Origin of the sequence: Ideonella sp. (genome assembly GCF_041914305.1) — a bacterium.
Lineage (GTDB): Bacteria > Pseudomonadota > Gammaproteobacteria > Burkholderiales > Burkholderiaceae_C > Ideonella.
The window spans coordinates 381,929-396,291 of record NZ_JAYSDQ010000001.1 but is presented as its reverse complement, the minus strand read 5'-3'; the positions used below and the strand labels follow the sequence as shown (position 1 = coordinate 396,291).

The 14,363-nt window shown below is 69.6% G+C and carries 9 protein-coding genes; 1 reads left to right on the top strand and 8 read right to left on the bottom strand.

The genetic code is table 11. From position 1 onward, the window contains the following. Nucleotides 1-131 precede the first annotated feature (131 nt). The 4 genes from ACE3SG_RS01675 to ACE3SG_RS01660 all read right to left on the bottom strand — a co-directional run bounded on the left by ACE3SG_RS01675 (nt 132) and on the right by ACE3SG_RS01660 (nt 6,782). Nucleotides 132-2,126 carry a beta-1,3-glucanase family protein gene (locus ACE3SG_RS01675; RefSeq protein WP_374562191.1) on the bottom strand — a complete coding sequence of 665 codons (1,995 nt, stop codon included), beginning with the start codon at nt 2,124-2,126 and terminating at the stop codon, nt 132-134. Nucleotides 2,127-2,347: 221 nt separating this feature from the next. Continuing rightward, nucleotides 2,348-4,135 carry a diguanylate cyclase domain-containing protein gene (locus tag ACE3SG_RS01670; RefSeq protein ID WP_374562190.1) on the bottom strand — a complete coding sequence of 596 codons (1,788 nt, stop codon included), beginning with the start codon at nt 4,133-4,135 and terminating at the stop codon, nt 2,348-2,350. A 26-nt stretch (nt 4,136-4,161) separates the two neighbouring features. After that, nucleotides 4,162-6,396, bottom strand: a complete 2,235-nt coding sequence (locus ACE3SG_RS01665; protein ID WP_374562189.1) for a putative bifunctional diguanylate cyclase/phosphodiesterase — start codon at nt 6,394-6,396, stop codon at nt 4,162-4,164. Further along, on the bottom strand, nt 6,393-6,782 hold the full coding sequence (locus tag ACE3SG_RS01660) for an Hpt domain-containing protein (protein ID WP_374562188.1): 390 nt from the start codon (nt 6,780-6,782) through the stop codon (nt 6,393-6,395). The genes ACE3SG_RS01665 and ACE3SG_RS01660 overlap by 4 nt, the downstream gene beginning before the upstream one ends. A 372-nt stretch (nt 6,783-7,154) precedes the next feature. On the opposite strand from ACE3SG_RS01660, the gene ACE3SG_RS01655 reads away from it, so the two are divergent. Beyond that, complete coding sequence (locus ACE3SG_RS01655) at nt 7,155-8,747, top strand: ATP-binding protein (protein ID WP_374562187.1); 1,593 nt, start codon at nt 7,155-7,157, stop codon at nt 8,745-8,747. 108 nt (nt 8,748-8,855) lie between these two features. Here ACE3SG_RS01655 and ACE3SG_RS01650 read toward each other — a convergent pair whose 3' ends face one another. The 4 genes from ACE3SG_RS01650 to flgL form a co-directional block, all read right to left on the bottom strand. Then, nucleotides 8,856-9,497 (bottom strand): response regulator, encoded by a 642-nt coding sequence (locus tag ACE3SG_RS01650; protein WP_374562186.1) that lies wholly within the window; start codon nt 9,495-9,497, stop codon nt 8,856-8,858. 55 nt (nt 9,498-9,552) lie between these two features. Beyond that, nucleotides 9,553-11,799, bottom strand: coding sequence for a PAS domain-containing protein (locus ACE3SG_RS01645; protein WP_374562185.1), 2,247 nt, complete (start codon nt 11,797-11,799; stop codon nt 9,553-9,555). 132 nt (nt 11,800-11,931) lie between these two features. Further along, nucleotides 11,932-13,062 (bottom strand): EAL and HDOD domain-containing protein, encoded by a 1,131-nt coding sequence (locus ACE3SG_RS01640; protein ID WP_374562183.1) that lies wholly within the window; start codon nt 13,060-13,062, stop codon nt 11,932-11,934. 92 nt (nt 13,063-13,154) lie between these two features. After that, nucleotides 13,155-14,351: a flagellar hook-associated protein FlgL gene (flgL, locus tag ACE3SG_RS01635; RefSeq protein WP_374562182.1), complete on the bottom strand. Its 1,197-nt coding sequence runs from the start codon at nt 14,349-14,351 to the stop codon at nt 13,155-13,157. Nucleotides 14,352-14,363 lie beyond the last annotated feature (12 nt).

Genomic DNA, 14,363 nt, shown 5'->3' with positions numbered 1-14,363 from the left:
GCCGGCCGTTGCGGCCGGTTTCAAATCACGCACTCTGCAATGGATGCACTTCGGGGGCCGGTCGCTCGCTTCGCGACTGCCGGCCCTGCACGCCGCGGACTGTGGCAGGCAGCCCGCGGCGCGCGGCAGGCTTACCAGCCGACCGTCACGGTGACGGTGGTGGGCGCCGGCGTGTGCAGCGACGAGCTGTAGTTCCAGACGTCGTCATACGGGAAGCCATACGACTGGCCGGCAATGCTGTGGTCGTGCCAGAACTTGGCGAACCAGTTCGCCGGCTGGCCGCCGGTGTAGAAGTACCGGGCGTTGCTCCAGTGCTCGGGGTCTTCGGCGATGTGGCGGTTCAGCGCCGCGCACATCTGGGCCTGGATCTGCAGCTGCTTGTCGTACGCGGGGGTCCCCGGTGCGGTGCCGGTGGGGTCGTTGAGCACGCCATTGCCGAGGAAGGCCTCTTCGGTCGTCGGCGCACGAGCGATGCTGTAGGTGCCCAGCCCGTCGGTGAACTCGAAGCGCCCGCCATTGACCCGCCCGTTGAAGGTGCCCTGGGCGTTGGTGAAGGTCAGCGTCTGCGTCGTGTAGCGCGCCCACACATCGGCGATGTAGGTGTCCAGGTAATGGGCATGCGGGCCGTCGTGGCGGAAGGTGCCGTGGGCCGGCGCCATGATGCGGTACGGCGCGTAGGGCTGCTGCGCCAGGCTCTTGAACTCGGTCGGTGTCTCCGACTGGAAGGCGGCGAAGATCGCGTCGCGGCTTTCGGTTTCGCCGACCGTGCGGTCGTAGCCGCCCAGGCCCTGCACGCGCATCTTCACCGGGAAGCCGAACTGGTCGACCCGCGTGGTGTTGCCGAAGAAGCCCAGCGTCGGGACGATGGCCATCTCGACGAAGTCGAAGGTGACGTCGATGTTGGGATCGTCGGGGTTCTCGATGTTGGCGCCGGCATAGGCGATCTTGCCGTTCACGTCGACGTTGATCCAGATGTACATCGGGCCACCGACGCTGAGCATCAGGCGCGCCGAATTGATCGGCGGGATCGTCACCGACTTGGCCTGGGCCAGCGTGTAGAAGTAGTTGCTGTACGGCTTGCCGTTCTTCATCAACGCGCCGTTGTCGGACAGCTGCATCGGGATCAGGTTGCCGGACGCATCGACATGCACGAACTGGTCGGTGTTCCAGTCGCGCCCGATGATGGCCCAGTAGACCTGGTCGTCGCGCCAGGCGCCGTTGGTGCCATTGGCGATGTTGAAGGTGGTGAGCTTGTTCCAGCTGCCGACGCCGACGAAGTAGTCGGCCGTCTCGACACCCGAGTCGCCGAAGCCCGACTTCTGCGCCACGGCGCGCAAGGTCTTCGACGACGCCACGGTGATCGGGCCGGTGTAGGTGGGCGAGCCCGCGGTGGGCGCCGAGCCGTCGGTCGTGTACTTGATCACCGCGCCGGACGTGGGCGAGCTGATCGTGACGGTCTGGGCGGTGGCGTAGCTGCCGCCGGCGGGGCTGAAGGTGGGCGTGGCGACGTTGCCCTTGGTGATCGTGTAGGTGCCCTTGCCGACTGGCGACTTCTTCAACCCGTCCTTGAAGGCGCGGGCCTTGATGGTGGCGGACTTGCTCACCGGGATCGGGCCGGTGTAGACCGGCGACGACGGCGTCGGCTTGCTGCCGTCCAGCGTGTAGTGGATGGTGGCGCCGGGGGTTGCCGTTGCCAGCACCACGCTCTGGGCCGACGAGTAGCTGCCGGGCGACGGGCTGAAGGTGGGCTTGGCCACCGTGTCCGAGCCGCTGGTGCCGACCGTGAAGGTGAACACCGGCGTGTCATAGGCCGGCGTGCCCTTGTTGTAGGTGAAGCTGTAGGTGATCACGTCACCGCCGGTGACGAGCTCGCGCAGCAGTTTTTCGAAGCGCGAGCTGCCGGCCACCCACGGCATGCTCAGGTTCTGCTGCGGCCCTTCGTTGAGCCGGTAGTGAAGGTCCACCCAGGTGGTGGTGCCGGATGTCGGTGCGAACCAGATGGTCGCGGTGTTGCCGGCCACCACCACGGCCTGCGTGTAGTCGTCGGGGGTCTGCGCTCGGGCCGGCGAGAGCAAGACCATCAAGCCCGTCAGCATGACGACGAGCCACTCGGTCAGTCTTCTCATTTCTGTCTCCTCGAATGGTTGTGAGCTCCGTTCGCCCGATGGGCGACGGGCGAAGTCCACGCGAGGTGCCGGCGCACAAGGCGGCCGCCAACCCGCGCGGCGCGATCCTAGGACGATGACAGAATTTTTGAAAGCGCTTTCAGCAATGACAACGTGCGCGTCGGGAAAACACCGAGCGATGCGTCAAGCGGGGGTTGGCGGGGCGAGGTGGGCCCGGGCCGTCAGGCGATGCACGTGCGGTTCTTGCCGGTGCGCTTGGCCTCGTACAGGGCTTCGTCGGCGCGCTCCAGCGCCTCTTCCACCTTCTCGCCCAGGCGGTAGGTGGTGACACCGGCCGAGAAGGTGACGAAGACCTCCTTGCCATCGTGCATGAACAGGCTCGCGCTCAACAGGCGCTGCAGGCGCGTCAACACCTTCTGCGCTTCGTCGACCGGCGTGCCGGGCAGCAGCACGACGAACTCTTCGCCGCCGAAGCGGGCCACCACATCCACCGGCCGCAGCGACTGGCGCACATGCTGGGCCAGCGCCACCAGCGCCTGGTCGCCCACCGAGTGGCCCAGCGTGTCGTTCAGGCGCTTGAAGTTGTCGATGTCGAGCAGGCCCACCGCCAGCGGCCCGCCGTCGCGCTCGAGCCGGCCTTTCTCGGCTTCGAACGCCTGCATCAGCCCGCGCCGGTTGGCGACCTGGGTCAGCGCGTCGGTGCCCACCTCTTCGGACAGGCGACGCAGCTCGGTTTCGAGCGAGCGCACCTGCGCTTCGAGCTCGGTCGCGCGCTGGTGCTCGCCGGCCAGGCGCTCGCGCGTGCTGCTGACCAGGCCATGCACGCTGCGGCTTTCGTCGACCATCTCGCGCACCACGCCGGCCAGCGACTCCAGCGTGTCGGCACGCTCGATGGTCTCGGCGTAGCGCAGCATGCCGTCGCTGAAGCGGCCGGTGTGTTCACCCAGCTCGCCCAACTCGGACAACATGCGCTGGATCAGCTCTTTCAGCGCGTCGCGGGCCTTGTCGCGGTCACCGCGCAGTTCGCGCTGGCGGACGCGGGCCTGCGCCAGCAACTGGCTGGCCGATTGCACCGCCCGCGCGCTCGGCGGCCCCGACAGGCGCTCGCGCAGGCTGGCCACCTGGCCCTGGACCCAGCTGTCGTCCTCGGCCAGCTCGGTCAGGCCCTCGGTCAGCTCGCGGCTGAACTTGTGGACCTGGTCCAGCAGGTGGTGCCGATGGGCCAGCATGCGCCGGGCCCGTTGGCACAACGCATCGGTCTGGGCGACGAGCTCGGGCGTCGCGCCCTCGGCGGCCAGGCGGTCGCCCAGCTCTTTCAGCTCGTCGGCCAGCTCGGTGGCACTCGACGAATCAGTCGGCAACGCGGCCTGCACCGTGGCCTGCAGCGGGCCGACCACCTTGGGCCAGTCGCCGGAGCCCTGGCCGCCTTCGTCCAGCAGCGCCATCAGCCCGGTGTTGGATCCGGACGCGCTACCCGCGCCGGCCGATGCAACGGCGTCCGTGTCGGGCGTATCGACCCCGGCGGGCGCTTCGTCGCCATCCCACGAGGCCACCAGTTGCTTCAAGCGGTGCAGCATGCGCTGCATGTCGCCACGGCTGGAGTCGAGCACGCGGCGCAGGCTGTCTTTCTTGCGCGCCATCGTCCACTGCTTGCCGCCGCGCTCGAGCCCACGCGTCAGCCGCTCGATCAGCTGGGCCCAGGACTGCGATTGCGAGGCCGCCGACTCGCCGCTGCGCTCGAGCCAGCGCTGGGCCTCGTCCCACTGGCCTTGCAGCATCTGCTGCACGAACTCGACGCGCAGCGCGGCGTCGTCGGACAGGCGCTGCGCCAGCCGCTCGGCCAGCGGCTTGGCGCGCGGCGGCAGGCCACCGCTGCGCGGCTCGCCGATTTCTTCAGCCCAGGCCTGGGCGTAGTTTTCTGGTGTGGGCTCCAGCTTGGCCACCGCCAGGCGACGCAGAGCCGCTTTGGCGATCTGGGCCGGGGTCAGGCTGCTGGCAACGTCTTTCAAGGTTCACGCGCGCCGAGCGCACCACCTCATGTGCCGTGCTCGCGCCGCACCCGCACCGGCGTGGGGCCGCGCTGCCAGTCGCCCTGGCCGGCGACGATCTGCTGCTGGTTCCACGGGCCGATCTGCTCGCCCGGCACCGGCCGTGAATACAAAAAGCCCTGCATCAGGTCGCAGCCTTCGTTGACCAACGCCTGCTGCTGCGCCAGCGTCTCGACGCCTTCGGCGATCACGCGCAGCTCGAGCACCTGGGCCAGCGCGATGATGGTCCGCGCCACCGCGGTGCCCTTGTGCGTGACCGCCATGTTCTTGACGAACGAGCGGTCGATCTTCACCTCCGAGATCGGCAGGTCGGTCAGCCGCGACAGCGACGAATAGCCGGTGCCGAAATCGTCGACCGAGATCTGCACGCCCATCTCGTTCAGGCGCTGCAGCGTCGGCTGGATGCTTTGCAGATCCTTGACCAGGCTCTCTTCGGTGATCTCAAGCTGAATCATCCGGTGCGGCAGGCCATAGGGGCTGACCGCGCCGTGCACCAGCTCGACCATGTCCTTCTGCAGGAACATGCGGTAGGGCATGTTGACGGCCACGGTGCCGTCGAAGCCGAATTCCTTCTGCCAGGCGTGCGCCTGCTTGGCCGCCTCGCGCAGCACCCACTCGCTCATCGGCACGATCAGGCCGGTCACCTCGGCCAGCGGGATGAAATCGTTCGGTGCCACCAGTTGGTCGCCGCGGCGCCAGCGCATCAGCGCTTCGACGCCCACCATGCGGCCGGTCGAGATCTCGACCTGCGGCTGGTAGTGCAGCACCAGCTCGTCGCGCTCGATCGCCTTGTGCAGCGCGGTTTCGAGCTCGAGCTTTTCGCGCCCGCGGGTCGCGCCCTGGGGGCTGTAGACCGACAGGCGGTTGCGGCCATCGTCCTTCGCGCGGTACATCGCCACGTCGGCGTTGCGCATCAGGTCGTGCACATTGGTGCCGTCGCGCGGGTACAGCGCGATGCCGACGCTGGCGGTGGCGAAACACTCCTGGCCACCCGCATAGACCGGCTCGCGCAGCACGTCGAGGATGCGCTGCGCCACCCGCTCGGCGTCGTGCTCGTCGCCCACCTCGGGCAGCAGCGCGATGAACTCGTCGCCCCCCAGCCGGCCCACGGCTTCGAGCGAGCGGTGGGTGCGGGTGCCGGCCGATTCGACGACCCCTTCGACGATCTGGTCGGAGTGCCGCACACAGCTGCGCAGGCGCGCCGCCACCTCGATCAGCAGCTCGTCGCCGGCCGTGTGGCCGAGCGTGTCGTTGATGTTCTTGAACCGATCGAGGTCGATCATCAGCAGCGCGACCTGGTGGCCCAGGCGGCGTGCGTATTCGAGCGCCCGCTCGGTGCGCCACACGAGCTGGCGGCGGTTCGGCAGGCTGGTCAGCGCGTCGTTGTTGGCCAGCCGGCGCACGGTGTCTTCGGCCTGGCGGCGGTCGGTCACGTCTTGCACGATGCCGGTGTAGCCGACGCAGTGACCATGCTCGGCGAACTCGGGTTCGGCCTCGACGTGCAGGATGCGGAAGCGCCCGTCGGGCAGGTTCATCGGCACGTCGGTCGCGAACACCGACACCTGCTGCAGCACCTCGCGCGCCGAGCGCAGCAGCGCCCGCCGGTCCGACGGCGGGATCGAGCGCATCAGGTAGTTCAGGCCGGGTTGGTCGTCCGGCCCGAAGCCGAACACCCGCAAGGCTTCTTCCGACAGGTCGAGCCCGTGGCTCAGCGGCAGGCTCGGGTCGTACCACCAGTCGAAGCTGCCCATGCGCGCCAGGTCTTGCGCGCGGGCCAGCTTGGACTTGCTGCGCGCCAGCTCGAGGTTGGTGCGCGAGGCCCGCAGCATGTAGCGCAGGCGACCGGCCAGCAGGCTCCACTGGTTGGACTTGACGAAGAAGTCAGTGGCGCCGGCCTGGTAGGCCCTATTGATCGAGCCCTCGTCGTCCAGGCCGGTCAGCATCAGCACCGGGATGTTCTCGAAGCCGTACATGCGGCGCAACTCGCGGCAGGTCTCGAAGCCGTCGAGGCCGGGCATGCGGGCATCGAGCACCACCAAGTCGGGTGTCCAGTCGCGCAGCAGGCGCAACGCCGATTCGCCGTCGGTGGCCTCGGTGATGTCGAAGCCGTGCTGCGTCAGCGCGGCCGACACCAGCATCAGGTTCACCTCGTCGTCATCGACCAGCAGCACCCGCGGGCGCTCGGCGTGGCTGAAGCCGAGAGAAGATCCTGCCGCCGTCATGAAGCTGCCGGCCCGTCAACGGACGAAGGGCCACTCCCGCCTGCAGCCGCCGGGGCTCCGAGCTGCGCCTGCACGGCACCATGCACCAGGGCGGCCTCTTGGAAGAACCGGTCGAGCAGCGGCTCGAGCTGGTCGGTCTCTTGGCGGCGGATGCGCCCTTCGATGTCGGCGCAAATCTGCGAGAAGGTCAGGGCCCCCACGCTGGCCGAGGCCGATTTCAAGGTGTGAGCGGTGCGGGCGAAGGCGTCCCACTGGCCAGCCTGGCGCGCTTGCAGCGCCTCGGCCTGGTGGCGTTCGAGCGAGCGGACATAGGTGCCGAGCACACGGGCAAGAAAGCCGCTGCCGCCGGTCGGGTCCAGTTGGCGCAGCTGGTCAAGGCTGGCCATATCGAGCACCGAGCGGTGAGGGTCGTCGAGAGCGGGCGTGGGCCGGGCTTCTAGCATGGTTTTTGAGCAGTCTGCCTCCCATGGACCCTCGAGCGCCTGACGCTGGCGCGGGGCGCAACCCGCCTGCGGCATTGGAGCCAGGGAGCAGCGAGGCCAATATACATCCTGTAAGCATCGGTCGTGCCTCGATGTGGCGTCAAGCCCGAATTGCAGTTCGAAATCTGCCCCGAGCAGGCCTTTTGGCACAGCTTTCGGTACGGGTTTCGCACCACTGGCCGAAGCGGTTTGCCGAGCGATGCGCTCCGTACAATGCATCGCATGGCCCGCCCACAACGCCCGCCCCGCCACCCGGTCCGGGGTCGTGGTTTGGCGATGGCCCTGGTGGTGTCGGCGCTGATCTCGGGCGTCGTGGTGCTGATGTGGCAGGTGGCTGCGCCGTCGGCCACCGCCCCCGCCACCAGCCATGCCTGGCTCGCGATGCTGGCCTTCGGTGCCGCGTGTGCCGGCGCCGGCCTGGCCTGGGGCCACCAGCGCAGCGCCGCGCGCCTGCGCGAAGTGCGGTTGCGCCAGCAACTGGCCACCCAGCTCATCGACGCTTGGCTGTGGGAAACCGACACCCAGCACCGCCTGCGCCAATGGCGCCCGCCACCGCGCGCCACCAGCGCGGCCTGGGGCGATGCACGGCCGCTGAACACCATGCTGTGGGACCAGTTCAACCTGGGCGACCCCGGCGGCGCCGCGCTGAAGGCACGGCTCGATGCGCAAGCCCCGCTCGAGGCGGTGCGGGTGCAGCGCCTGGGCGAATCGCAGCCCTGGCTGCTGAGGGCGTATCCGCAGTTCGACGGCGAAGGTGGCTTCATCGGTTACCTCGGCAGTGCGCAGCCGTTGGGCGACGACGAGCAAGGCCGCTTCGCCCAGACCTTGCTCGCCAGGCTGTGGCCGGAGCTCGATGTGCCGGCGCTGGCGCTGCGCCCCACCAGCTCGGCCGGTCAGCCCGACAAGAGCGACGACGGCGCCTGCGGCGCCCGGGGTGAATGGGAAGTGGCCGCCCTGTCGCCCGACGCCGCCCGCCTGCTCAAGCTCGGCCCGCAAGACGGGCTGCCCAGCTGGGCCGACGCACGCAACCGCCTGCCGCCCGCGCTGGCCGAGGCCGCGGCCCGCCTGCAGCCCGGCCAGACGCTGGAAGAAGGCAGCTGGACGCTGAGCCTGCAACCGCTGGGCGACGACGGCGCACCGACCAGCGGCCGCCTGCTGCTGCTGCGGCCCAAGGTGGTCGACGAGCCGGTCGATGCCAATGCCGCCGAAGACCAGGCCTCGTTCGCCTATTCGGTGTCGCACGACCTGCGGGCGCCGATCCGTGTGGTCGAGGGTTTTGCCCGCATCCTCAAAGAAGACTACGGCCGCTTCCTCGACCGCATCGGCAACGACCACCTCGACCGCGTGCTGGCCGCGGCCGCGCGCATGAACAGCATGATCGACGCGCTGCTCGCGCTGTCACGCCTGCAGCAGCAGCCGCTGTCGCGCAAGCCGGTCGACCTGTCGCAGCTGGCCACCTACATCATCGAAGACCTGAAGCGCGAGCACCCCGAGCGCATGGCCGAGGTGCTGATCGAGCCCGGCATGCTGGTGCAGGGCGACCCGACGCTGCTGCGCATCGCACTCGAGAACCTGCTCGGCAACGCCTGGAAGTACAGCAGCCAGACGCCGCTGACGAAGATCGAGTTCCGCCACGACACCCACCAGGGCCAGCGTGTGATGGTGGTGGCCGACAACGGCGCCGGCTTCGACATGCGCTTCGCCGACCGCTTGTTCGGCGTCTTCCAGCGCCTGCACAGCGCCAACGATTTCCAAGGCACCGGCGTCGGCCTGGCCTCGGTGCGCCGCATCATCCGCCGCCACGGCGGCGACATCTGGGCCGAGGCCGAGGTCGGCAAGGGGGCGCGGTTCTACTTCACATTGGGTTAGCCCCCACGCCCCCTTCCGGGGGCTGCCCCCCGAGGGGGCTCGCGCAGCGGACCGGCCAAGCCGGATCCGCGCACGCCACTTGAGGAAGGCGGCTCCTTGTCGGAGCGCCTAACCTGCAGCCGGCCGAGACAAGAGTTCGACCGCGTCGAGCAAGGCCGTTGCCTGAGCGTGCAAGGAGCGGCCGTCGGTCTCGGCCAGGCGCTGCAGGCGGACCAGCGCTTCGGCGCGGGGCAGCGAGTAGCGGTGCATCAGCACGCCCACGGCCACCGGCACGGGGTCGGCGAGGGGGTCGTGGCCGGCCGCGGGGGCGGCTGGCGCCAGGCCCGGGCGGGGGCTGGCGGGCATCGGGGCGCGGCGGGCGCGCACGCTCGACAGCGCAGCTTCCACCGTCGGCACGATCTGGGCGATGTCCAGCGGCTTGACCAAGTAGGCCACCGCGCCGAGCGCCTTGACCTGAGCCACCGTGTCGTCGTCGGCAAAGGCCGACAGGAACATGAACGGGGTGCCGAGCGAGCTGCGCAGGTAGGCCGCCACGTCGAAGCCGGACTTGCCTTCCATCCGGATGTCCAGCAGCGCCAGGTCGGGCTTGTGCTCGCGGGCCAGCAGGATGGCGTCGTCGCCGTTGTCGGCGTCGATCACCTCGTAGCCGGCGCGCGCCAGGCCGTGGGTGACGGTCGCCAGCACCAGCCGGTCGTCGTCGACGACCAGGATTTTTCCTTTGGGGCTGGCGGCGGCGGTCACGGCGTTCATGGGGCGGCTTTCGGCACCGATTTTGGCTCAGGCCCGTCGGCTCGATCGTCAGAAATCACAACGGTTCCAGTACCGCCACTGCCGGCGGCTCCAGCCGCAGCGTCGCCACGACCTCGTCACCGCGCTGTTCCAGCGTCATCGCCGAGCCCTTTCGCGGCAGCAGCGCGCGCACCAGGCCCAGGCCCGAGATGCCCGGCGGCACCTGCGACAAGGTGAACCCCGGCGGCAGCCGGCTGGCGCTGGCCACCGAAATGCGCACCGCCGCGGCCTCGCAGTCGAGGCGGCAACGCACCTCGCCGTTCGGGCTGTGCTTGATCGCGTTGGTCAGCAGCTCGTTGACGGTCAGCGCGATCGGGATCGAATCGGCCTCGGTCAGCGCAAAGCGGTGCGGCGCCGGACCGTCGACGTCATAGCGGATCGCGCGGCCGAACATGCGCTGCACCGACAGCGTGATCGCCTCGATCACGCCGCGCACGCGCAAGGGGCCGGTCATGCCCACCTGCAGGCCGTGCACCTGGGCGATGGCATGCACCTGGCCCACCGCCTCGTTCAGCGCCGCGGCGGCCTCAGGGTGGCGCTGGGCGTTCTGCTGCAGCAGGCCGGCCACGCCCTGCAGGTTGTTCTTGATGCGGTGGTGCACTTCCTTGACCAGCATCTCGCGCTGCGCAATCGCCGCCTCGAAGCGCGCCTGCTCGGCCGCGCGCTGCTCGGTCACGTCGCTGGCCACGAGCAGCAGGTGCTCTTCTGCACCGCCGTCGCCGGTGTCGCGCAGCGCCACGATGCGCACATCCCACTCGCGCGCCGGCTCGCCCGTGACCGGGTCGGCGTCGCGGTGCAGTTCGCGCCGCACCATCTCGCGGCTGGCCACAGCCTGGTGCAGGTCGGCCGACAGGGCCGCGGCTTCGGGCCCGGGCAGCCACAACGACGGCGGCCGGCCGATGATCTGCACCGCCGGCCGACGCGCGAACGCCGACAGCATCTGGTTCAGCCGCAACACCTGCAGGCCGCGGCCATCGAACAAGGCGATCGCCAGCGGCGCGGTCTCGATGATGCGCTGCAGGCTGGCCTGGGCCTGCGCGATCTGGTTCTCGGCCTGGCGGCGGCGCTCGATGTCCAGCAGCGCGAAGGTCAGCTGCGCCGCGCCCGCCTCGCGCCCGGTGACGACGGCGTTGCCGACGACCCAGAACTCGCGGCCGTCACGCGCCACCAGGCGGCATTCGAAGGTTTCGGCCTGGCCTTCGTCGAGCACGTTGAGCCAGTCAGTGCGGCGCAGCGGGTGGTTGGGCTCGGCCGACGCGACCACCGCGATCGGCAGGCCCTGGAAGTCGGCCAGCTCGCCGCCGAACATGCGACGGGCCGAGCGGTTCATCCACTCGATGCCACGCGGCCCGACGGTGACGATGCCGACCAGCACCGAGTCGAGCACCGCACGGGTGCTGTCGGTCTGCTGCACCAGCGATTCGCGCGCCCTCGCCTGCTCTTGCAGCAGCTGCTCGTTGTGGCGGCGGGCGTTTTCTTCGTCGGTGATGTCGAGCGTGACCACACTCATCGCCGGCCGCCCGGTGCCCAGTTCGGCCGGCTCGACGCGGGTCAGCAGCCAGCGGCGGCCGGTGTCGGGGTGGCGCACCGCATAGCGCACCTCGGCCGGCTCGCGCTGGCGCAACGCCTGCTGCAGCCGCGCATAGTCGGCCAGCGATTCGGTCTCAACCACGTCGCGGCCGATCGACAGCTGCGAGTTGGCGCCGTTGGCGGCCGCCGAAGCCGTCAGCGCGCCGGGCGGTGTCAGCGAGGCGGCCGAGGTCCAGCCCTGCTCGGCATCCCAGGTCGCCACGCCCACGCCGGCCGTGCCCATCAGCGCGTTGATCTGCACGGCCGCGCGCGCGGCGTCGTCCTGCACGGCCATGTCTTCGACCTGCAGCAGCCAGCGCGCCGACGCCCCCAGCGTCGGTGCCGCCAGGCGCCGTACACGTGCCCGCACATGGATGCGGCGCCCGCCACGGCCATCGACCCAGGCATCGACCGCGTCGGCCTCGGCCGCCACCGGCATCGCCGACCACTGGCCCTGCCAGCCCAGCAGTTGCTGCCAGTTCTCGGGCAGCGCGGGCAGGCCGCGGGCATCGGCGCCCGCCGGGCTCAGCGCCTGCCACGCGGCATTGCTGCGCAGCAGGCGGCCACTCGCGTCGGCCAGCGCCAGCGCGGCCGGGCTCATCTCGAACAAGGCTTTCAGCTCGGCCGACACGTCGGCGCTGTCGTCCAGCGCAGGGCGGAGCGGCGATCGGCGGGAAGAGAAGATCGGCGGCATGTGGGCGGGCTGAGCTTCACCCGCGAGGGGTGCTGACGATGAAAGAGGCGCGGCCGAGTGTACGGCGCGCCCGGGTCGCCCCCGGCCACCCCGATGCGCACAAGTTGGCAGACGGTCGCCTGCGCGGCCTCGTCAGTCGCTGCGCAGCTGGCGCGCGGTGCCCATGGCCTTCAACGCCGCGCGGTTCACCTCGCCGGCGGCCAGCATCATCGCGTCGGTGGCTTCGCGGATGTCGATCGGTGATTCCATCTCGACCGCGATCGACAGGTCGAGGTAGGGCTGGTACGGCCCTTCGCCGTGCACCAGCGCCTGCGCAACACGCTCGGGCACCGGCAACGAGCCGAACAGCTGGCCGAAGGTCTGGCCCAGCATGCGGTCGAGCAGCGAGAACACGCCGCACAGGAAGATTTCGTTGCGCGTGGTCTCGTCGCCGTGGGCGCGGGCGAGTTCTTCCATGAACAGGCCGCGGCGCACCGCCAGGAACATCAGCGGCTTCAGGTCCGGATCGTCGATCGCGCTGGTCATCAGCAGCGCCAGCCAGCGCTTGAGCCGGCCGTAGCCCAGCATCATCAGCGCGTGCGAGAACGAATTGATCTCGACCGACAGGCCGAAGCCGGGCGAGTTGATGTAGCGCATCAGGCGAAAACCGAGCGACGGGTCGCCGCGCAGCACCGCTTCGAGCTTGGCGGCCGGCTCCTCGCGTTCGACGCGCTGGATCAGGTCCATCACCACCTGCACGCTGCCGGGTACGCCCTTCTTGGGCTTGCTGCCATCGGGCACATCGCCTAGCGGCCAGCCCAGCACGGCCTGGGCGCCACGCTTGAAGCTGTCGCCCGCCTCGGCCGGCGTGGCGTTGCCCGATTGCACGAAAGGCACCGTGCGCACCGCCCCACCGGGTGGTGGCGCATTGGCCAGGCGCCGGTCGTCGGCACGATCGACGATCGCGCACTTGAAGCAGGCCATCAGATCGGCGGGCAGCGGGCTCAGCGGCCGGCCCTTGAGCACCATCAGCAGGCCGTCGGCGGCCCGTTGGCGGATGCGCTGTTCCCACGCTGCATCGCCGGCCAGGAAGGCCGGCACCTCGACCATCAGGTGCGCCGGCATCTTGATATCCATCAACGCCGACAGCCAGGCCTCGCTGGTCAGGTTCAACGACATCGGGCCCGACTCGGCCGGCCAGGCATCGGCGAGCGCGGCCAGCAAGGCGTTGGGGTCGACCGGTGCCGATTCGCTGGCGGGGTGGACCGTCAGCCGGGTCGACATCGGGGTCCGGCGGGCGTCGAACAGCGCGCCACAACCGAGGATCACATGGTCAAGTATCGCGTGCGTCCCGGGGGTTGTGATCATGTGCGTGGCTAGGTCTTGATGTAGTCGAACAGAGACATGCGCTGCATGCTCGAATAGGTCTGCAGCGCGGCCTGGTAGCCGGTCTGCTGGTTCTGGAAGTCGGAAATCGCCTGGACCATGTCGAGGTCTTCCGCATCGGAGCGCGTGGTCTCACCGAACAGTTTCAGATCATCCAGCCGGCCCGACACGCCGTCAATGCGATTCAGCACTTCGCCGGTCATGCTACGGGTCGATTGCAGATGGTCGCTCAGGCTGTCGAGGTCGCGCAAGCCATTTTGCACAGTCTGGGTGATTTGGGCGGTCGTGCGCAGCGGGGTCTTCAACTCGTTCACCACACGGTCGATCGCATCGAACACGCTCAGCGTCGGCTCGGCCGGTGCCAGCTCGAAGCTGTCGCTGTCGGCCGGGTTGCCGCTGATCGTGACCGCCATGCCGTCGATCTCGATCGCCTGCCCCGACACGAACGGGGCGTTGACCACGCTGGTGGCCGCGCCGTCCTGCAGGATCGAGTAGGTCGTCGTGCCGCCGCTGACGGTGAAGTTGATCGAATAGGTCGAGCCGGTGATCTGGTCCGGCGCGGTCACGCGGCCCGCGTCGATCCAGGCACCGCTGCCGGCCACGGTGCGGGTTTCGAACACGCCGTTGCCGGTCGGTGCCGACAGCCACACCTGGCCGCCGTCCAGCGTCAGCGGCAGCGGCTCGTCGGACGCGACCCGCACGGCACCACCGGTGCCGACATAGTCCACGCCGCCCGGCCGGTCCAGGAAAGGCGGGCGGCCTGCGCCCTGGCCCGAAAAGACATAACCGCCCGAGCCGTCGCCGCGGTTGGCCACGCCCATCAATTGCTTGCGGATCTCGGCCAGCTGGTTGGCCACGTCGGCGCGCTCGGCGTCGCTGTAGCTGGCGTTGCCGGCGGCGGTGACCAGTTCGCGCGCCTGCTGCAGCAGCTCGCCCGCGTCGGACAGGGCCGATTCGGTCAGCGTCATCGAGTTACGGCTGGCGTCGACCGCGCGCTGCGTCGAGTCGGCGCGCTGCATCAGCGCGCGTGCGCGCTCGGCGCGGGCAGCGGCGGTCGGGTCGTCGCTCGCGTGCATCACGCGCAGGCCGCTGGTCAGGCGCGCTTGTGCGTCGCTCATCTCGCTCTGGCGGCGCTGAAGGTTGGCCAGCGAGGTGGCATAACTCGTCAAGGTAGAGGTGCGCAACATGATGGTTCAGTC